General features: G+C 66.7%; 19 protein-coding genes and 1 pseudogene. 6 read left to right on the top strand and 14 right to left on the bottom strand.

What is annotated here, in order from left to right; genetic code table 11:
- Positions 1-1,421: acetyl-CoA carboxylase biotin carboxylase subunit (gene accC / locus GQ464_RS10285; protein ID WP_166978639.1), on the bottom strand; the 1,421-nt coding region annotated here is incomplete at its 3' end.
- A gap of 137 nt (positions 1,422-1,558) precedes the next feature.
- On the opposite strand from accC, the gene GQ464_RS10280 reads away from it, so the two are divergent.
- Positions 1,559-2,485 carry a DnaJ C-terminal domain-containing protein gene (locus GQ464_RS10280; RefSeq protein WP_166978637.1) on the top strand — a complete coding sequence of 309 codons (927 nt, stop codon included), beginning with the start codon at positions 1,559-1,561 and terminating at the stop codon, positions 2,483-2,485.
- Positions 2,486-2,504: 19 nt separating this feature from the next.
- Here GQ464_RS10280 and GQ464_RS10275 read toward each other — a convergent pair whose 3' ends face one another.
- The 5 genes from GQ464_RS10275 to GQ464_RS10255 form a co-directional block, all read right to left on the bottom strand.
- Positions 2,505-3,065 (bottom strand): hypothetical protein, encoded by a 561-nt coding sequence (locus GQ464_RS10275; RefSeq protein ID WP_166978635.1) that lies wholly within the window; start codon positions 3,063-3,065, stop codon positions 2,505-2,507.
- Between the two features lie 246 nt (positions 3,066-3,311).
- Positions 3,312-4,940, bottom strand: coding sequence for a sodium-dependent transporter (locus GQ464_RS10270; protein ID WP_166978633.1), 1,629 nt, complete (start codon positions 4,938-4,940; stop codon positions 3,312-3,314).
- Between the two features lie 119 nt (positions 4,941-5,059).
- Positions 5,060-5,218, bottom strand: a complete 159-nt coding sequence (locus GQ464_RS10265; protein ID WP_166978631.1) for a hypothetical protein — start codon at positions 5,216-5,218, stop codon at positions 5,060-5,062.
- An 830-nt stretch (positions 5,219-6,048) separates the two neighbouring features.
- Positions 6,049-6,315 carry a thioredoxin family protein gene (locus GQ464_RS10260; RefSeq protein ID WP_166978629.1) on the bottom strand — a complete coding sequence of 89 codons (267 nt, stop codon included), beginning with the start codon at positions 6,313-6,315 and terminating at the stop codon, positions 6,049-6,051.
- A 33-nt stretch (positions 6,316-6,348) separates the two neighbouring features.
- A complete protein-coding gene (locus GQ464_RS10255) occupies positions 6,349-6,798 on the bottom strand; it encodes a heavy metal-responsive transcriptional regulator (protein WP_166978627.1) in 450 nt (149 codons plus the stop codon).
- Between the two features lie 99 nt (positions 6,799-6,897).
- On the opposite strand from GQ464_RS10255, the gene GQ464_RS10250 reads away from it, so the two are divergent.
- Entirely contained in the window at positions 6,898-7,764 is an 867-nt protein-coding gene (locus GQ464_RS10250) for a methyltransferase domain-containing protein (protein ID WP_166978625.1), read from the top strand.
- Here the strand turns inward: GQ464_RS10250 and GQ464_RS10245 are convergent.
- A complete protein-coding gene (locus GQ464_RS10245) occupies positions 7,745-8,341 on the bottom strand; it encodes a hypothetical protein (RefSeq protein ID WP_228350183.1) in 597 nt (198 codons plus the stop codon). The genes GQ464_RS10250 and GQ464_RS10245 overlap by 20 nt on opposite strands.
- A gap of 348 nt (positions 8,342-8,689) precedes the next feature.
- Between GQ464_RS10245 and GQ464_RS10240 the strand changes: the two genes are divergently transcribed.
- The 3 genes from GQ464_RS10240 to hprK all read left to right on the top strand — a co-directional run bounded on the left by GQ464_RS10240 (position 8,690) and on the right by hprK (position 12,050).
- The gene (locus tag GQ464_RS10240; RefSeq protein WP_166978623.1) at positions 8,690-9,919 is read left to right on the top strand and encodes a galactokinase family protein; all 1,230 of its coding nucleotides are present in this window, start codon (positions 8,690-8,692) and stop codon (positions 9,917-9,919) included.
- A 111-nt stretch (positions 9,920-10,030) separates the two neighbouring features.
- The gene (locus GQ464_RS10235) at positions 10,031-11,026 is read left to right on the top strand and encodes an AAA family ATPase (protein WP_166978621.1); all 996 of its coding nucleotides are present in this window, start codon (positions 10,031-10,033) and stop codon (positions 11,024-11,026) included.
- Positions 11,027-11,033: 7 nt separating this feature from the next.
- Entirely contained in the window at positions 11,034-12,050 is a 1,017-nt protein-coding gene (gene hprK / locus GQ464_RS10230) for an HPr(Ser) kinase/phosphatase (RefSeq protein ID WP_166978619.1), read from the top strand.
- A gap of 78 nt (positions 12,051-12,128) precedes the next feature.
- Here hprK and GQ464_RS10225 read toward each other — a convergent pair whose 3' ends face one another.
- Together GQ464_RS10225 and GQ464_RS10220 are read right to left on the bottom strand one after the other, a co-directional pair.
- Positions 12,129-12,809, bottom strand: a complete 681-nt coding sequence (locus GQ464_RS10225; protein ID WP_166978617.1) for a LytR/AlgR family response regulator transcription factor — start codon at positions 12,807-12,809, stop codon at positions 12,129-12,131.
- A gap of 133 nt (positions 12,810-12,942) precedes the next feature.
- The gene (locus tag GQ464_RS10220; RefSeq protein ID WP_166978615.1) at positions 12,943-13,365 is read right to left on the bottom strand and encodes an Hpt domain-containing protein; all 423 of its coding nucleotides are present in this window, start codon (positions 13,363-13,365) and stop codon (positions 12,943-12,945) included.
- A 577-nt stretch (positions 13,366-13,942) separates the two neighbouring features.
- On the opposite strand from GQ464_RS10220, the gene GQ464_RS10215 reads away from it, so the two are divergent.
- Positions 13,943-14,374, top strand: a complete 432-nt coding sequence (locus tag GQ464_RS10215; RefSeq protein ID WP_166978613.1) for a DoxX family protein — start codon at positions 13,943-13,945, stop codon at positions 14,372-14,374.
- Between the two features lie 3 nt (positions 14,375-14,377).
- Here the strand turns inward: GQ464_RS10215 and GQ464_RS10210 are convergent.
- From GQ464_RS10210 to GQ464_RS10190, 5 genes and pseudogenes are all read right to left on the bottom strand, one after another.
- Positions 14,378-14,539, bottom strand: a pseudogene (locus tag GQ464_RS10210) (peroxidase-related enzyme); the annotation flags it as partial.
- A 55-nt stretch (positions 14,540-14,594) separates the two neighbouring features.
- Complete coding sequence (locus tag GQ464_RS10205) at positions 14,595-15,779, bottom strand: RNA-guided endonuclease InsQ/TnpB family protein (RefSeq protein ID WP_166978609.1); 1,185 nt, start codon at positions 15,777-15,779, stop codon at positions 14,595-14,597.
- A gap of 138 nt (positions 15,780-15,917) precedes the next feature.
- A complete protein-coding gene (locus GQ464_RS10200) occupies positions 15,918-16,364 on the bottom strand; it encodes a peroxidase-related enzyme (RefSeq protein ID WP_166978607.1) in 447 nt (148 codons plus the stop codon).
- 86 nt (positions 16,365-16,450) lie between these two features.
- The gene (gene lhgO, locus GQ464_RS10195; protein WP_166978605.1) at positions 16,451-17,647 is read right to left on the bottom strand and encodes an L-2-hydroxyglutarate oxidase; all 1,197 of its coding nucleotides are present in this window, start codon (positions 17,645-17,647) and stop codon (positions 16,451-16,453) included.
- Entirely contained in the window at positions 17,644-18,075 is a 432-nt protein-coding gene (locus GQ464_RS10190) for a RidA family protein (protein ID WP_272493471.1), read from the bottom strand. The genes lhgO and GQ464_RS10190 overlap by 4 nt, the downstream gene beginning before the upstream one ends.
- Positions 18,076-18,202 lie beyond the last annotated feature (127 nt).

The following is an 18,202-nucleotide window of genomic DNA, read 5'->3' as shown; positions in this document are numbered from 1 at the left end:
GCGCGGTAGAGCACGGCCGCCAGCGCCGCCGCCGCGTCGAGCGCGGGGTCGTCCGGCGCAAGGTGCTTCGGGTCGAAGTGCTCGGCGACGAAATGGGTGGAGAAGCGGCCGCTGCAGAAGGCCTCGTGGTCCATCACGAAGCGGCAGAAGGGGATGGTGGTGCGCACGCCGGCGACCTCGTACTCGTCCAGGGCGCGACGCATGCGGCGGATGGCTTCCTCGCGCGTGCGGCCCCACGTGGTCAGCTTCGAGATCATGGGGTCGTAGTGGATGAGCACCTCGCCCCCCTGCTCCACGCCCGCATCCACGCGCACGCCGAAGCCCGAGGGCGGCACGTGCCGGTGCAGCGGGCCGGGCGCCGGGAGGAAGTTGTTCTCCGGGTCCTCGGCGTAGACGCGACACTCGATGGCGTGGCCGTGGATCGACAGGTCGGCCTGCGTGTAGCCCAGCGGCGCCCCCTCGGCGATGCGGATCTGCTCGGCCACCAAGTCCAGCCCCGTGATCCACTCCGTCACCGGGTGCTCCACCTGCAGGCGCGTGTTCATCTCCATGAAGTAGAAGTTCAGGTCGCGGTCGACCAGGAACTCGACGGTGCCGGCGTTGACGTAGCCGCACGAGCGGGCGGCCTGCACGGCGGCCTCGCCCATCCGCGCCCGCACCTCGGGTGTGAGCACCGACGAGGGGGCCTCCTCGATGACCTTCTGGTGGCGCCGCTGGATGGAGCACTCACGCTCGAACAGGTGCACCACGTTGCCGTGCGCGTCGGCCAGGATCTGGAACTCGATGTGCCGGGGCTCCACGATGTATTTCTCGATGAAGACGCGCCCGTCGCCGAAGGCGGCCTGGGCCTCGCGGCGGGCGGCCTCCATCGTCCGGCGGAACTCCGACGGCGTCTCCACGATGCGCATGCCCTTGCCCCCGCCCCCGGCCGCCGCCTTGATGAGCACCGGGTAGCCGATGGCCTCGGCGATGCGGGCGGCCTCGTCCGGGTCGTCGATGGCGTCGGTGGTGCCGGGGGCCATCGGGACGCCGGCCTTCTCCATGAGCCGCCGGGCCGCCGTCTTGTCGCCCATGGCCCGGATGGCCGCCGGGGGGGGACCGATGAAGACGAGGCCCGCCGCCGCGCACGCCTCGGCGAAGTCCGCATTCTCCGAGAGGAAGCCGTAGCCGGGGTGGACGGCGTCGGCGCCGCTGCGGCGGGCCACCTCCAGGATCTTCTCCTGCACCAGGTACGACTGTGCCGAGGGCGCCGGCCCCAGCAGGTAGGCCTCGTCGGCCAGGCGCACGTGCGGCGCGGTGCGGTCGGGCTCGCTGAAGACGGCCACCGTGGCCAGCCCCAGCTCCCGGCACGTGCGGATGACCCGGACGGCGATCTCGCCCCGGTTGGCAATGAGAACCTTTTGGATGGGCCGGTGTGTCATGGCTGAAGAAAGGAATCGGCTCGCGGTGGATCGGACGGCTGCAAGATACGACACCGGCCACGCGGCTGCGCACCCCTCCGGTGAAACCGGCACCCCCGAAGCCCCGTCTGCCTCAAAAAACCTGCTTCCGACGGGCCATGCCTGACGTCAAAGATTATTACAAGATCCTCGGGGTGAGTGAGGACGCCGACGCGGAGGCCATCAAGAAGGCCTACCGCAAGCGGGCGCGTATTTATCACCCGGACCGGAACCCGGACGACCCGAAGGCCGAGGAGCGCTTCAAGGAGGTGCAGGAGGCCTACGAGGTGCTCTCCAACCCGCAGAAGCGCCAGGCCTACGACCGGATGCGGAAAAACCCCTTCGGGAGCTTCTTCGGCGACGCGTACACCACCCGCAACGGAGGGCGCTATTACCGGGCGCCGGACGGCAGCTACGTGCGGGTGGATCCCGAGGGCGGCGGCGAGTCGTTCGGCTTCGGCGACCTGTTCGGCGGGCTGGGCGAGCTGTTCAAGGGCGTCTTCGGGGGCGGGGAAGCCGCTTCGGGCAAGGCCCGTGCCGACCTCGACCGGCACCTGACCGTGAACCTCCCGTTTGAACAAGCCCTCCGGGGCGGCAAGGTCGAGATCACGTTGCCCGGCGGCCAGAAGGGCCGCATCGCCTACCCGAAGGGCGTGCGCGACGGCTTCCGCGTGCGGCTGCGCGGGCGGGGGGCCGCCGGCCCCACCGGCCGGCGCGGCGACGTCTACGTGACGTTCAAGGTGGCCGAGGACCCGCGCTTCCGCCGCGAGGGGAACGACCTGCACACGCGCGTCCGGATCGGCCTCTTCGAAGCCCTCTTCGGCACGACCCGCTCCCTCGAACATCCCACGGGGAAGCGCATCAAGGTGACGATCCCGAAGGGCACCCAGCCGGGCGAACGGCTCCGCCTGCGCGGGCAGGGCGTAGCCACGGACGAGGGCACGGGCGACCTCTACGTGGAGGTGGAGGTGACGCTCCCGAAGCACCTGACGCCCGAACAGGAAGCCACGCTCCGCGATGCCGCCCGCCGCGCCGGGCTGCTGTGAGCGGGGGCGTTTTCCGGGACTACGGATCGGATGCGTTACTCTTTCGGCTGTAGACCAGAGAGCCGATGAGTGCGGAGATGCCGAGTAACAATGTTCCCAGGCCGCCGATGTTTTGTCCATGCAGCACCCAGGGGGCCGGCCGGTTGGCCGGGAGGATTTTCCAGGCCACCGGCACGGCACTGCCGCGAAGCACGACGCTAAGGGCGAGCACCGCCAGGCGATCGCGGCACAGCGTCACATCGAGCGCCAGGACGAGTTCCCGGGGCTGCTGCAGCGAGAGGATCCAGCGCAGCAGCGGCGCAAAGCACGCTTGTACGGGCAGCGTACGGCGATGCGTACCCCGCTTCTGATCGGCTTCCCAGTAGAACTCGCGCAGTCGTTGGCGCATGTTCGTGTAGGGTTGATCAAACAGACGCGCCAGGAAGAGGGCACACGTGGACGAGGCGATGCGTTGCGTCAGCGTGGCGGCAAAGCTCCAAAGCGCCAGGGTGCGCACCTGTGTGCGGGAGAGCACGGGCAAATGGGTTGCCAGCATGTCGAACCAACGCGTACATTCTTCGAGAGGGTGTTCTGCGTGCATGGTGGCGTCATCATTTGCTGGATGAGGGACGCTTTACCATACAACGGAACACCCTCTTTGTGAATACCTACCCCTGTCAACTTCGCAAGGGGAGGTGAGGCCGGCTGAAGCGAAGATCCGCGCCGGAAGCCTCGTCTTTCGCCGGGTGTCAGCGCCTTCGCTTGCCGAGAATTTTTGCGAACGACCAGCCCGCAAGTCCCAGAACGAACATCCAGCTCAGGATCATGAAGATGGCCGCACCGATTGTCATAGGTTTAACCCCGTTGAGGTGGTGCTGGAGGATGCAAGCTCTTCTACTTCTGTGAATCCGGCCCGGTCATCATAGCGGTTCCTTTTCCAGGCGATTCGGATCAGGATGAGGAATGCCGCAAAGAGGAGGAGGATCACAAGGCGAGCGATGATGATGTAGGGCCTGGCTTCCGGCGCATAGGGGTCTCCGGTAGGGGTTTTGTCCATTGCCAGAATCGGCAGGGCATCCGAAATGCTCCACCAGAGGAAGATGGCAAAGAGGTAAGCGGGTGTGATGTACGTCATGATGAACTTGAAGACGCCTGGCAGTCGGATGTCGGCGCCTTCGTGGATCGTGTGCCAGGCGTTCTCGGGTTTGAAGATCCACATGAAGATGATGACTTCGGCCACCGCGAAAAGCGAAAGGCCGAACGTGCCGCCCCAGTAGTCCCATTCATCCAGGAAGCCATAGTCCAGCCAGGCGATGTGAAAGAGGCCGAACAGGAGCACGGCGGCCCCGAGTCCCCATGCGACCGGTTCGCGGCGCAGGCCGAACTCTTCCCGGAAGAAGGCCATCATCGGCGTTGCCATGGCGACAGAGGAGGTGATTCCTGCGAAGAACAGCAGGCCGAACCACATGAAGGCCAGCACGTGGCCGAAGGGGAGCTGCTGAAACACTACGGGCATGGTGGCGAACCCGAGGTTGAACGCGCCCGACGCGGCGATCTGGGTGGCACCCGTAACCCCGAAGAAGACCACGGCGGCTGGAATGGCGATCGAGCCGCCGAGCACAACCTCGGCGGTTTCGTTTGTGGCTGAGGTGGCAAGACCGGAAAGCAGGATGTCGTCTTTGGAGCGCAGGTAGGAGGCATACGTCTGGAGCGTTCCCATGCCGACGGAAAGCGTGAAGAAGATCTGGCCGGCTGAGGCCAGCCAGACCGCAGGGCTTTTGAGCCCGGACAGGTCCGGCCGGTAGATGAACTGGAAACCATCGGCGGGGGTTGCTCCGATGTCCGGGCGTGCAGGCATCGTACAGACCACGATGGCCAGCACGAGGGCGAAGAGAAAGAGGAGCGGCATGCCGATTTTCGCAAGCCGCTCGATGCCTCCCGAGATGCCTTTCGAGACGATCCATATGTTGATGGAGAGCGTGGCGAGGAAGAAGACGAACGGCATGAAGGCCCCGTGCATGCTCGGGTCGCCGACGGATTGAAAGGATCGCAGGTAGCCGATCATGGCTTCCTGTGTTTCGAGGCCCCAGTAATCCTTCGTGATGGAGAAGAAGGTGAAAGCCAGGGTCCAGCTCTCGATACAGGTGTAATAGGTCAGAACCACGAACGGGATGACCAGGCCCAGGACCCCCACGTACTTTGCCGCCGGATGTCGCCAGACGGAGGCGAACATGCCGGGGATATGTCCCTTGCGGTATCGCCCCCCATGACGGCCGAGTCCCCATTCGATCCACATAAGCGGGATGCCGAGCAGGAGGAGCGCGATGAAATACGTGATCATAAAGGATCCTCCGCCGTGGTTGGTGGCCTGCGTCGGGAAGCGGAGGAAGTTGCCGAGTCCCACGGCATTTCCCGCCATGGCCAGGATCAGCCCGAGGCGAGTCCCCCAGGCTTCATGGGCGCTGCTTTGCTTCATGGTATGATGAACCTGTGCTGGGTTGAAGCGAGGTAACCACGGATGGGAAAAGGCGGTGCATGTCCGTTGCGCCGGGCCATGGGGACCTGCAGTTGCAGGTCCCCATGGCCCGAAGCGCGTCAGGTGCAGGCACCCGGCATGATGATGAAGAGCAAGCCGAAGAAAAGGAGGAGCAGCGCGACCAGGGTGGCATATAGCAGGGCGATGAACGTCTTGCTCTCGGCGCTGTCCTTGTGCCGGCGAGGTCTTGCAGGGAGGCGCCTGCCCGGTCGCGCCATGCCCGGTCCATGCGATGAAAGGGTATGCACCTCACTTGCCGCCGCCGCAGCATGCCGGCCTTTGCGAGGTGCCGTCGCAGAAGGTTCCATAGGAGGGGATGGTCTCGTTTCTGCCGTGCCCGGGGCACGACGAATCCAGCGGATACAGGGGGTATGCCTGGCTTCAGTCGGTTGAGGCACGACGAGAGAAGCAGGCACAGGTCGGGCGCAGCGGTTTGCCGGCCCGATCTGCCCGGCTAGATCCGAAAGACACGGCAGAGACGATGCCTGGGAGATGAGGCCGGCGCGAAAACACCTTCAGGCGTTCGGCACCCCCGGGTGCGATGCGGTCTGTCTGGCCGGTGTCCGCTGGAGTCGGGTGAAGCCGAGCCGGTTTCCGGTGTTTTGGGTAGCCACGTTCCTGATCCAGCAGGTTCGCGCAGCATCCATACCGGCAAGAAGGAGGTGCAACGTGTGAGAACCGGGGCCTCCGTATCGAACGTGTGACGCGTCCTGAGAGGAGCTTGTCTGATGTCCGCCTGGTGTTTCAGCGGATTCCACGGTGGCAGTGGCACATCGCCCGCCTGTGCCGGGTTACAGGCTCCCAGGAGAGCCAGGCAAAGCACAGGGAGCCACCGGGTACGATCGTTTCTCGCACCAGGAGAGCACGGAGCCGCCCGATGTTGAGGAGGCGTAGACACGTTCCGGATCCGGCAGGCGAGGTGAGATGAGCCCGTAACCTCGACAGCCTGCAGAGGTTTCTGCCGTGTCGTACGGCTGAGAAAAAAAACCCTGATCCACCCGGTGCAGGTCCTCACCCCGGCGGAGTAAGCACGACGAGAGCGCCTCCGTCAGCGGGGCACGCCCACCCCGAGGCGCCGGAGCACGTCGCCGTCGACGCCGCGCCCGGCACAGCAGTCAGCCAGGCGCCCGTCGACGGCGACCGCCGGCAGGCTGCGGATGCCCAGCGCCGCGGCCCGCTCGGCCACGGCCGGGTCGTGCACGTCCGCCACCGTTACCTCGCACGAGGGGCAGGCCAGCGCCCGCACCTGCGCGATGGTCTCGGCACAGACCGGGCAGCCCGCGGAATAGATCTCTACTTTGCGTGTCGTGGTCATGGCTTCGTGTTTCGCTGTGTTTTGGGAAACGATTCACGGGGGGTTACGCCCGGCACCCTGGTGCGGGGTTTCCAGAGGAATTAATTTTTCCGATCCTTCTGCCAGGGCCTCCAGGATGGGGCAGGCAGCCGTGGACCCCGCGCCGGCACACGCCCCGACGAGTTCGAGGAGGACGGCCCGCAGGGCCTCCAGGTCCCGGATCCGGGCCTCCACGTCCTCGAGCTTCCGGACGACCCGGCGGCGCACGTCGCCGGCCCGGCCTTCCGGCTCGACCCGCAGTGCCATCAGTTCCCCGATCTCGGCCAGGGTAAAGCCCAGGGCCTGCGCCCGGCGGATGAAGCGGAGCCGGCGGACGTGCTCTTCGGTGTACTCGCGGTATCCGGAGCGGCGCCGCGCGGGGGCCGGCAGCAGCCCCCGGCGTTCGTAGTACCGCACCGTAGAGCGCTTTACCCCGGCGCGTTTTGCCAGCGTGCCAATGGTCATGGTATCGTCTCCCGAGATGGATCTTCTGCCGGGCCGGGGCACGGCGCCCCGCGTTCTGGTTCAAGATAAGGCCGGCACCATGGTGCCGGGTCAAGTCCCATGATCCACCCGAAGCAGCCCGTCACCCCGGCGGAGGTGGCCCGGCACTACGACACGCTCGACATCTTCTACCGGGAGGTGTGGGGCGAGCACCTGCACCACGGCCTGTGGCGGCGCCGGTTCGAGGCACCCGGGCGGGCCGTGGAGCACCTGGTCGACCACGTGGCCGGGGCCGCCGGCCTGCAGCCGGGCGAAGTCGTCTGCGACGTCGGGTGCGGCTATGGCGCCACGGCCCGCTACCTGGCCCGGCACTACGACGCGCACGTCACCGGCTGGACGGTCTCAAAGGTGCAGTTCATCCAGGCCGTGGCCCGCGACGCCCGCAACGAGAACCTCCGGTACCGCCACGGCGACTGGCTGGCGAACAACCACCCGGACGGGACTTTCGACGTGGTGCTGGCCATCGAGAGCCTGGCCCACCTGCCCGACAAGGCCGCGTTCTTCCGCGAGGCATACCGGGTGCTGCGGCCCGGCGGGCGGCTGGCGGTGTGCGCCTGGCTGGCCGCCGACGGCGCCCGCCCCTGGGCCGTGCGCCACCTGCTCGAGCCCATCTGCCGCGAGGGACGCCTGCCGGGTCTGGGCACCCTGACGGACTACGCGGCGATGGCGGAGGCGGCCGGCTTCCGGAACGTGCGGCACGAGGACCTGAGCCGGCGCGTCGCCCGCACCTGGTCCGTGGTGCTGCGGCGGCTGGCGTGGAGGCTGCTCACCCGCCCCCGCTACGCCCGTTTCCTCCTCGACGGCCGGCACGCGGACCGCGTCTTCCTGCGCACCGTCGTGCGCCTGCGCCTGGCCTATGCGCTGGGTGCCTTCCGCTACGGCCTGCTGGTGGCCGAGAAGCCGCCGGTCAGTTCGAGGGCGGGCTGATCATGATGTGTGCCGAGGGGGTGCCGGGCCGCATGATCCACGGCGCCCCGGGACCGGGCGGGCGATCCGGCAGGCCCGTCGTCTCCGGCGTGGCATACGGGATGTAGACGGCATAGAGGCGGCGCGGCGCCGTCACCGTGCCCGTGGCCGGGTCGAAGGCGTCACCCGAGAGGTTGTACACGGTGGCCGGCGCCTCCGGCATCTTGAGCTTCCCCTCTTCCGCCTCCCGGTGGCGAACCTCGAACGACTCGACGCCCGTGATGCCCTGCGCCCGCAGTTCGCGGCCCCGGGCCATGTAGGGCTCCAGCGAAGCATGGTAGCAGGCCGCATGGAAGCCCTCACGGTTCGGGTCGTCGGCCAGGCAGATCAGGCCGTTGGCGCCCTCACGGAGGGTGACCAGGTTGCCGTCGGCGTCGTAGCCTCGTACCGTGGCGCCGTCGCGCAGGTCCTCCGGCAGCGGGCTGACGGCCCCGGCGATCTGGACGGCGGCGTCCGGGACTTGCGCCCGGCATCCGGCTGCCGGAAGGAGTCCCCACAGCAGCAACGCGAAGGCAGGCAGGTGTCGGGTGGTGCGCATGGGCTTTTCGGAGGCGGGGCGTGATTGAACGACAACATACGACGTACCGGCAGGCAGGGCAAGGCCGGGACGGGCCCCGGCCCTTCGCCCCGATACGCGACGGCAGCGGGTCATTTTTTCGTCCCCGGGAAACCCCTCGGGCTTCGCATCATAGGAACCATAACCTGTGCCGTGTAGATCTCTCGAAAAATAGCCGCGCTTTTTCCCCTTCGTTGCAAAAGACGACGGGGGCCCGTACGATCCTCCCTTCGTTTTGTCGCCGCGGCGGCGGTACGATCTCCCCTTCTTGCCCCCCCGACAGTTCTCCGCCCCACCGGTCTGCCGCGCCCTTTCGCGCACCGAGTTCGTATGATTCCTCCAGAACGATACGCGACCCCTTCGCTGGTCCGGCCCTTTCTGCACGCCCTCGACCGGTTGCAGCAGCGGGAGATGCTTCGGCCGGTACAGTTGACGGAACGGGCCGTGAGCCTGCTGGCGGAGTATTTTGGTGCGAAGACGGTTCCGGTGGAGGCCGCCTTCGCGCACGGTAGCCTGGCGCTCATTGGCGACCACACGCACCATGTCGGCGGCTTTGCGCTGATGCGCTCGGTCGCTCACGGGATGGCCGTGGCAGTCCGTGGGACGGAGGAGGCGGGGGTGCGCGTTGCCCTGGAAGGGGAGGGGGCGTGGGCGTTTGGGCCGGACCGGGCCTCCGGGTCGCCGGCGGGGGCGCCGCGGCTCGCCCGGGCGGTGGGGACGCTGCTGCGATGCCTGGCGCCGCCGGGGTACGGGGTCGAGGCAGTGGTCGTCGGTACGGTGCCGCAGGCGGTGGCGGAGGCGCGACTGGGGGCGTCCGGGGTGGCGGCTGCCCGCGCCCTGCAGGCCCTGCTCGCCCGTGCCGACGACACCACCACGCTGATACGGGCCGTCCGCACGACGCTCTCCGAGGTGATGGAGCAGCCCTTCAGCGCCGCCTACCTGCTGGCCAGCGACGCCGGCCGTGCCGAAGCGTTTATCCTGGTCGATACCCATACACTCGAGTCCCTGCCCGTCATGACGGCGGGGCAGGAGAAGCCGGGGTGGGGGCTCGTGGCCATGCCCGAACCGCCTCCGGACGCCGCCGAGCACGACCGGCACCGGGTCGAAAAGGCCGGGGCCGCCCTGGAACTGCTCCGGCGCAAGGGGTTTGCCACGCTGGCTTCGTTCCGGGAACTCGAGCACCGGGATCTGCAGCGGGCGCTGGATGTGCTTCCGCGTCGCTACCGTCCCGTCGTCCGCTACCTGGTCACCGCAAACCGGCTCGTGCCCAAGCTGGTCGGGGCCGTGCGGCGGGGCGACTGGCAGATGTTCGGAGCGCTGTTGCTGATGTCACACGCCGCACAGCGCAACGACTGGGGCAACGTGACACCCGAGGCCGACTTCGTCGTGGAGCAGGTGCGGGCGATGAGCCTCGAAGGGCTCTACGGGGCCCACATCACCGGTCGCGGGGGCGGGGTGTTGCTCGTCGGCCAGCCGTTTGCGCTCCCGGCAGCCCTCGACCGTATCCAGGCGGCCTTCGAAGACCGCTTCGGCCTCCTGCCGGAGACCCTCTTGCTCTGAGGGGCGGCCGGGCCGCCGGGTGGATCCTCGACGGAGGAAAGGGGGTATGACCTGTTTCACGGGCCGCCGTGCCGGCCGTCGTCGTACGTCAACCGGAAACCCGCCTCCTTCATGAGCGAATTTGATCTGGCGCTCGTCAACGAACGCATTACCCGGGAGAGTGCTTTCATCGACGACCTGATGGCCGAGATCGGCCGCGTGGTCGTCGGGCAGCGGTATATGGTGGAGCGCCTGCTCATCGGCCTGCTGGCCGACGGGCACGTGTTGCTCGAAGGGGTGCCGGGGCTGGCCAAGACCCTCACGGTCAGCTCGCTGGCCCGGGCCATCGGCACCCGGTTCCAGCGCATCCAGTTCACCCCGGATCTCCTGCCGGCCGACCTGCTGGGCACGCTCGTCTACAACCAGAAGGAGGGGGAGTTTTTCATCAAGAAGGGTCCCATCTTCGCCAACCTCATCCTGGCCGACGAGATCAACCGTTCCCCGGCCAAGGTGCAGAGCGCCCTGCTCGAAAGCATGCAGGAACGCCAGGTCACCATCGGCGAGACGACGTTCCCGCTGGAGCAACCCTTCCTGGTGCTCGCCACCCAGAACCCGATCGAACAGGAAGGGACGTACCCGCTCCCGGAGGCGCAGGTGGATCGTTTCATGATGAAGATCAAGGTGGGCTATCCGACGCGGGAAGAGGAACTGGAGATCATGCGCCGCATGGCCCGCACCGGCGACAAGGCAGCCATCCGGCCGGTCGTCCGGCCCGCCCAGATCCTCTCGGCCCGGCGTGTCCTCAACGAGCTCTACATCGACGAGCGGGTGGAGCACTACATCATCGACCTGGTGATGGCCTCCCGCGATCCGGCATCCTACCGGCTGGCGACCCTCCGGCCGCTGATCGAGTACGGCGCCTCCCCGCGGGCGTCGATCTACCTGAACCTGGCCGCACGAGCCCACGCCTTTCTGCAACACCGGGCCTACGTCACGCCGGAAGACGTCCGCTCGGTCGCCATGGACGTGCTGCGCCACCGCATCGCCATCACCTACGAAGCCGAGGCCGAGGAGGTCACCAGCGAAGACATCGTCCGGCGCATCCTGGAAACCGTCGAGGTGCCCTGAGCCGACCATGCCACACCAGCCGAAAATTTTTCAGAAAGAGTCGATCACGGTGGCCTTCATGGTGGAGCAGTTGCGCCACACGGTGGGGCTGCCGGTCGAAGCGGTCAACGAGGTCGAAGCCGGTAATCGCCTCGTGGTCGAGAGCACGCTGCACCGGCCGGGCCTGGTGCTGGCCGGGTTCGTCGAGGTGTTCACGCACCAGCGCGTGCAGATCCTGGGCAACACCGAGAACGCCTACCTGCGCCATCTCGACCCGGCGGCGCGGCGGGCCGCCTTTGAGACCCTCCTCCGCTTTCCCATTCCCTGTCTTTTCCTGACCGAGAACAACGAGCTGGACCCGGTGCTGGTCGAGATGGCCACGGAGCGGGGGGTTCCGGTGTATCGAACCCCGTTGCCGACGGTCAACTTCATGACGGTGCTGCGGGACTTTCTGCTGGACCAGTTCGCCCCGCAGCAGTCCATTCACGGCGCCCTCGTCGACGTCTACGGCATCGGCCTGCTCATCACGGGCAAGGCCGGCATCGGCAAGAGTGAGGTAGCCCTCGACCTGGTCGAGCGCGGGCACCGCCTGGTGGCCGACGACGTGGTGATCGTGACAAAGAAGGACGAGCAGGTGCTGATGGGTTCGGGGACGGACCTGGTGCAGCACTTCATGGAGATCCGCGGGCTGGGGCTGATCGACGTGCGGGCCATGTTCGGTATCCGCGCCATCCGCTTTCAAAAACGGGTGGAGGTGGTCGTGAGCCTGCACGAGTGGGACCCGACCGAGGAGTACACACGCCTCGGCATGGTGGACGAGACGCGGGACATCCTGGGCGTGGCGCTGCCGCTGGTGAAGCTCCCGATCACGCCGGGCAAGAACGTGACCGTGCTCTGCGAGGTCATCGCCATGAACCACCTGCTGCGCCACTACGGCTACGACCCGGCCGAGGTCTTCGCCGAACGCCTGGCCGAGCGTATCCGCCAGAAGAAAAGCGATGTCCCCGCCCGCGGCATCGAGTATTTCGAGCACGACTACGAGTGAGCCGGTAAGCACAAGGGCCGTGGTAGCCGGCGCCGCGGTGAGGTAAAGGTACAGGCACCTGGAAGGCGTAGACAGGCATCAGAGCGTGTGGAGGCGCCGGTGCAGATCCTCCTTGTAGGAGGCACCGATGGGAATGACCCTGCGCCCGACCACCAGCGAGGTCGCCGAGACGTCATCGATCCGGTCGAGGCGGACGATGAAGGAGCGGTGCACGCGGGCAAAGTCGTTCTCCGGCAGGCGATCGATCATCGCTTTCATGGTGGAATGGACCAGGTAGCGCCCGGTGTCGGTGTGGATCAGGACGTAATCTCCCTGGGCTTCGATCCACTGCACGGCGGCCAGTTCGAGCCTGACCAGGCGGCCCTCCGTCTTGATGAAAACGTGCTCGGCCTGCAGGCGCTCGGCCCGCGCCCGGCGCTCCGCCCGCTCGACGGCCTTCAGAAAACGGGCATACTTGACCGGTTTGAGCAGGTAGTCGGTCACCTCGACTTCGAACGCGTCGATGGCGTATTCCTCTTTGGCCGTTACGAGGATGACCTGGGGACGCCGGGTGAGCCGCTGGATCAGTTCCAGGCCGTTCATCTCCGGCATTTCGATGTCGAGAAACACCAGGTCGACGCGCTCATGCTTGAGTATGCCGCTGGCTTCGAGGGCGCTTTCGCACGAGCCGATCAGTTCCAGCGCGCCGTGCCGGGCGATGAAGTGCTCCATGAATGCCCGTGCAAGCGCATCGTCGTCTACGACAAGGCACCGCATCATAATCCTTCTCCTTGTATCCGGCCCTCGCCACCGGTTCCGGCAGCGGGAGGGGTCGTGCGGACGCGCCGGGGAGATGCAAACGCCCGGCCGGCTTCCCGTCGATGACCTGTGTCGCTGACGGCCAGACGCGATCCTATACGTATTTCCGTCGCACGGCTTCCAGTTCGTGAAGGGCTGTTTCGTAAAGGGTGGCTACCTGGTCGATCCGGAGCGGGAGGGTCTCGTGGGCGTCGGGGCGGGCCGCCTGCCGCTCCACACAGGCCAGCGCCTGCGCAAGCGTCTCGCTTCCCAGAATCCGTGCGGACGACTTCATCTTGTGTACCACGAAGCGGACCTGCTCCCAGTCCGACCGGGCCCGGCCCTGTCGCAGCATCGCGAGCAGGCCGGGGGCCTGCGCCATGAACAGATCGATCATCTTGACGATGAACCCGGTGTTGCCGAAGGCATGGGCTTCGAGAAACGCCAGGTTGACGGAGAGGTGCTCGTTCGCCTCGGGTAGTTGCCGATCCGGCGTCGTTTCCGAATCGAGGGTGAGGAATATACGCTTTTGCTCCACGATAGCCCCTTCTCCTTCATAGCGTGGGTGTCACCGGCGGCCCGGCCGGTGGTTCGGGTGGGGGCTAAATATAACGCGCCGTGATGTCCCTCGCCACCAGGGTTATCCGGAAGCGGGTTCAACGTCGCCATTTGAAGAAATAGCCGGCAAACAAGGCCGGTCCGGCGGGCAGGTTGCGTCCCGAGAGCGGGATGCGCCCGCCGAGCTCGATCACACCCGGTCCGATGGTCCATCCCAGGCCCGGCAGGATCTGTACGAGGCGCCGGCGGGAGGAGGGGATTTCCAGCCCCAGGAACCGCGGGGTGCGCCCGTGCAGCCCGTCGAGCGAAAGTTTCCAGTGGAGGCGCCGGTCCGGGGCATGGGCCCGCCGGCGGCTTCATCGTCTTTAGAGTGCCTGATCCCAACCGCGTTACGCTCTTCCTCCCGTTTGGTCGTTATAACGATTTTTGAGGTGTAACCCGTTGAAATTCTTTCTCCGAATGGTTAATTATTCCGTCGCCTGGAGAGGACCGGCCGGTAACCGATACCGGGGAGGGGTTGGCTTCACCCGTTTCTAACCAACCTGACGGAGGGTGTCATGAACTTCCTGAACAATCTCGCCCCACACGCCCACTGGTTTTTGCGCATTGCGCTGGCAAGCGTGTTTCTGTACCACGGGCTGGGCAAGTTTGGTAACCTGAGCGGGATGGCGGAGCAGATGCAGATGCCGGTCTTTCTGGTGGCGCTGCTCGGTGCTGCGGAGTCGCTGGGAGGTATCTTCATCCTGGCCGGGGGTGTTTCGAAAGAGTGGATGACCCGGGTGGCCGGTCTCATCTTCGCCGTGGTGATGGTTGGCGCTATTCTGATCGTTCACCTTCCGCACGGCTGGAACTCCATCGGCAATCTGGGTATGGAATTCCAGTTCACCCTCTTGATGATCGCCCTGTTCTTCCTTGTCAGGGGGAACAGTGTCGGTGGCGGTACGACCCGGCAGGAGCCGGTACAAACGCAGGCTGAGGCAGGCCTGTGAGCGTCAATACCGGTACCCGCCGGCCTCTTCGGGGGAGAAGTCTACGCCGAGGCCCGAGGCGATCCGGTTGACGAAGTTGAAATAGCTGACGATCAGGTTGATGTCCAGGATGTCGCGGTCGGAGAAGCCGGCCTCGCGGAGGGCCGCCACGTCGGCCTCGGTCATGGCGTGCGGGGTGCGGTTGACACTCCCACGGCTCTGGGCACGTGGGATTCCTGCTTCATCGACAGTCGCCTTCGCTAACCGAGGCTAGCGCCGGTCTTACACCGTCTCCACAAGCATTGCCGAACGATCGTTCGGCTACGGTCTGCCCGACCGCCAGAACGTTCTGTGCCGCGTTTACGTCGCGGTCGTGTTCTGCCCCGCAGCGGGGGCATACCCATGCCCGCACACCCAGCGGGAGGGTTTCCATCGTGTAGTTACAACCCGAGCAGGTCTTGCTACTCGGATACCAGCGGTCGATCTGCACAAAGCGTTTGCAGTACAACGTCGCCTTGTACTCCAGCATCCCGACGAACGCGCTCCAACCGGCATCGCTGATCGCCCGGGCGAGGCTGTGGTTCTTAACCATGCCCCGGATGCAGAGCGATTCGGTGTAGATGGTGTCGTACCGCCGCACGAGCCGCGTCGAAAGCTGGTGCAAGAAATCCTGCCGCTGGTTCCTGACCTTCGCGTGCAGCTTCGCCACCTTCCGGCGCTGCTTGTGCCAGTTCTTGGAACCCTTCTGCTTGCGGGCGAGCCTTTTCTGCTCCAGAGCAAGGCGATCCAGAGCGCGTTTGAGATGCTTCGGATTACCGCTGCGCCACCCATCCGACGTGACGACCACATCCTTCACGCCGAGGTCGATACCCCCCTCTCTCTTGGTTTTCGGGAGAGGTTGATAATCCACTTCGACAACGAAGGAGATGTAGTACTTCCCGTCGGGCTCCTGAACCACCGTCAGCGAAGACGGAGCGGATGGAAGCGGGCGGCTCCACCGAATCTTGAGCGGGGTGCGCATTTTGGCGAGCTTCACGACAGGCTGCCCCGGCACTCCGCTGTCTCTGAGCGAGAAGCCGCGCCGGGTGTACGTGGCACTCTGACGGTGCTTCTTTGCCTTGAAGCGAGGAAACCGGGCGGTGCCCCGGAAGAACGCCGTGTAGGCTTTGTCGAGATGCCGAAGGGCTTGCTGAAGCGGGACGCTGGAGACGTCGTTAAGCCACGCATGATCAGGCTCCCGCTTCAGCGCCGTCAGCCGCTTGTCCGTCTCGGCGTAGCCGATCTTCTCGCCTCGCTCACGGAACGCATCGCGCTTGAGTGCCAGCGCCCAGTTGTAGACGTACCGAACGCAGCCGAACTGCCGGGCGAGCATCTGTCGCTGCTCGGCGTTGGGATAGAAGCGGTATCGGTAACGTAGGGTGGGCATGTGGGCGTTGAATCTTTACGAGACATTCAGTGTCGTTGCGAAAGTTCCTGCTCTCAGCCTGAACGTTGTGCGCCGGGCAAAGGCGCATTCCTCCCACATGGGCTATCTCATGGGGCCGTCCGGCCGCGTCACGCGGCCCTACACGGCCAACATAGCCCTGAAGCCGCGGGCTTCCTGCGCTCGCCATCCTGCATCCTTTCTCGTGAGCTTCTCGGCGTAGGCGAGCATGGCCCGCTGGGCGGGCGTCAGGTCGGGGTCGGCGCGGAAGTCGGCGGCGACCCGCTGCACCCGGTCGCGGTCTTTCCAGTAGAAGTTGAGCGCCTCGGCGTGGTGGTGCACGCAGTAGGCACAGCCGTTGGCCGCCGAGACCACCGTGGCCAGCAGCTCGCGGTCGGCCCGGTGCAAGCCGGAGCGACCGAACATGATCTTCAGGTACAGGGCCAGGTGCGCCCGCATCGTGGGCGGGTTGAGGCTGTGGATGCGCATGATGTTCGAGAGCTTGCCCCGGCTCCCGATGATCTCGTCGTAGATCTCCCTGAGTTCACCCGAGGCGTCCGCCTCGTCAATCATGTCGATCCAGGCCATCGTGCGTTTCGGGTTTCTCGTTACAGGTTTGCCGGCCGCGATGCGCCAGGCTCGTCGCACGTCCGTGCCGCCTGTGATACGGGACGTTACGCCAGGTGGGCCAGCAGGCGTTCGGCGGCCAAGCGGCCCACGTTGAGCGCGGCGGTGGCCGCCGGTGAGGGCGCATTGCACACGTGCACCGCCCGGTCGGTCTCGGCAAAGAGGAAATCATCGACCAGGGTGCCGTCGGGGCGGACGGCCTGGGCCCGCACGCCGGCCACGCGGGGTGCCAGGTCGTCGAGCGTGACGTCGGGGATGAGGCGCCGGAGCGCGCGCAGGTAGACGCGCTTCGAGAGCGACTGCCGCAGCTCGTGCCAGCCGGTGCGGGCATGCCGGGCCGCCAGCCGCCGGAAGCCGGGATAGGTCACCATCTCGGCCAGGTCGCGCAGGTTCACCGTGCCGAAGGTGTATCCCTCGCGGGCGAAGGCCAGGACGGCGCTCGGCCCGCACTCGACCCGCCCGTCGATCATCCGGGTGAAATGGACGCCCAGGAACGGAAAGGCCGGGTCGGGCACGGGGTAGATGAGGTGACGGCACAGGGCGCGGGCGGGCGGCTTCAATTCGAAGTACTCGCCCCGGAACGGGATGATGCGCACGCCCGGCTCGAGGCCGCACATCCGGGCGAGGCGGTCGGCGTAGAGGCCGGCGCACCCGACCAGGTAGCGTGCCCGGACCTCGCCGGCCTCGGTTGCCAGCGTGAACCCGTCGGAGCGCACGGCCACGTCGCGGACGGCGGCGTTCGTTCGTACCTCGTGCCCGCGCTCGCGGACGCGCTCGGCCAGACGGAGCGTCACGGCCCGGAAGTCGACGATGCCGGCCTCGGGCACCAGGATGGCCTCGACGCCCCGCACGTGCGGCTCGCGCGCGCGCAGTGCCTCCGGCCCGATGAGCCGGGCCGCGATGCCGTTGGCCCGTCCCCGCTCCAGGATGGCGTGCAGGCGCGGCCGCTCCGCTTCCGTCACCGCCACGATCACCTTGCCGCACACCTCGAACGGCAGCCCTTCCCGCTCACAGAACGCCACCAGCGCCTTGCGGCCCTCCCGGCAGTTCTCGGCCTTGAGCGAGCCGGGACGGTAGTAGATGCCCGAGTGGATGACACCCGAGTTGCGGCCCGTCTGGTGGGTGGCCAGCGCCGCCTCTTTCTCGAGCACGATGATCGACCGGCCGGGGGCCTGCCGGGCGAGCTGGTAGGCCGTCGCCAGCCCCACGATGCCGCCTCCCACGATGGCAACGTCGTGCGTCATCGCGCCGCCGTCATCATGATCTCGACGCGGGCGTCACGGGGGAGGCGGGCCACCTCTACGGCGGCGCGGGCCGGCGGTGGTCCGTCGAAGAAGGAAGCGTAGACCTCATTCATGGCGGCGTAGTCGTTCAGGTCGGCCAGGAAGACCTGGGCCTGCACCACATCGGCCATCGAGAAGCCGGCGGCTTCGAGGACGGCCCGGAGGTTCTCCATGGCCTGCCGCGTCTCGGCCACTACGCCGCCCTCGACGAGTTGCCCGGTGGCCGGGTCCAGCCCGATCTGCCCGGCCAGAAAGAGCAGGTTACCCACCCGGACGGCCTGCGAGTACGGCCCGACGGCGGCCGGCGCGGCCCCGGTGGCGACGACGCTGCGGCCTCCGTCCGGCACCGTCTCCGGCGCGGGCGTGGTGCATCCGGCCAGCACGGCCATCCAGGCGACGACGAGGGTTCGGGTCATAGGTCATTTGGAGGTTTCAGGTTGCACGTTTCACGTGGTACGTTGTGAAAAAACCGGCGCTATCCCTCGGAGGCACAGCGAGCTCGATCCGATCAGGGCA

Source organism: Rhodocaloribacter litoris, assembly GCF_011682235.2.
GTDB lineage: Bacteria > Bacteroidota > Rhodothermia > Rhodothermales > ISCAR-4553 > Rhodocaloribacter > Rhodocaloribacter litoris.
The sequence above is the reverse complement of the archived record's forward strand: the minus strand, read 5'-3'. Positions and strand labels throughout refer to the sequence as shown.

Excerpts from the sequence above, each read along its gene's own strand:
- GQ464_RS10205 (WP_166978609.1), bottom strand. The coding sequence starts at position 15,779 with ATGCCCACCCTACGTTACCGATACCGCTTCTATCCCAACGCCGAGCAG.
- GQ464_RS10260 (WP_166978629.1), bottom strand. The coding sequence starts at position 6,315 with ATGACCACGACACGCAAAGTAGAGATCTATTCCGCGGGCTGCCCGGTC.
- hprK (WP_166978619.1), top strand. The coding sequence starts at position 11,034 with ATGCCACACCAGCCGAAAATTTTTCAGAAAGAGTCGATCACGGTGGCC.
- GQ464_RS10250 (WP_166978625.1), top strand. The coding sequence starts at position 6,898 with ATGATCCACCCGAAGCAGCCCGTCACCCCGGCGGAGGTGGCCCGGCAC.
- GQ464_RS10225 (WP_166978617.1), bottom strand. The coding sequence starts at position 12,809 with ATGATGCGGTGCCTTGTCGTAGACGACGATGCGCTTGCACGGGCATTC.
- GQ464_RS10270 (WP_166978633.1), bottom strand. The coding sequence starts at position 4,940 with ATGAAGCAAAGCAGCGCCCATGAAGCCTGGGGGACTCGCCTCGGGCTG.
- GQ464_RS10235 (WP_166978621.1), top strand. The coding sequence starts at position 10,031 with ATGAGCGAATTTGATCTGGCGCTCGTCAACGAACGCATTACCCGGGAG.
- GQ464_RS10255 (WP_166978627.1), bottom strand. The coding sequence starts at position 6,798 with ATGACCATTGGCACGCTGGCAAAACGCGCCGGGGTAAAGCGCTCTACG.
- GQ464_RS10190 (WP_272493471.1), bottom strand. The coding sequence starts at position 18,075 with ATGGCCGTGCTGGCCGGATGCACCACGCCCGCGCCGGAGACGGTGCCG.
- GQ464_RS10280 (WP_166978637.1), top strand. The coding sequence starts at position 1,559 with ATGCCTGACGTCAAAGATTATTACAAGATCCTCGGGGTGAGTGAGGAC.
- GQ464_RS10215 (WP_166978613.1), top strand. The coding sequence starts at position 13,943 with ATGAACTTCCTGAACAATCTCGCCCCACACGCCCACTGGTTTTTGCGC.
- GQ464_RS10265 (WP_166978631.1), bottom strand. The coding sequence starts at position 5,218 with ATGGCGCGACCGGGCAGGCGCCTCCCTGCAAGACCTCGCCGGCACAAG.
- GQ464_RS10240 (WP_166978623.1), top strand. The coding sequence starts at position 8,690 with ATGATTCCTCCAGAACGATACGCGACCCCTTCGCTGGTCCGGCCCTTT.
- GQ464_RS10275 (WP_166978635.1), bottom strand. The coding sequence starts at position 3,065 with ATGCACGCAGAACACCCTCTCGAAGAATGTACGCGTTGGTTCGACATG.
- lhgO (WP_166978605.1), bottom strand. The coding sequence starts at position 17,647 with ATGACGCACGACGTTGCCATCGTGGGAGGCGGCATCGTGGGGCTGGCG.
- GQ464_RS10200 (WP_166978607.1), bottom strand. The coding sequence starts at position 16,364 with ATGGCCTGGATCGACATGATTGACGAGGCGGACGCCTCGGGTGAACTC.
- GQ464_RS10245 (WP_228350183.1), bottom strand. The coding sequence starts at position 8,341 with ATGCGCACCACCCGACACCTGCCTGCCTTCGCGTTGCTGCTGTGGGGA.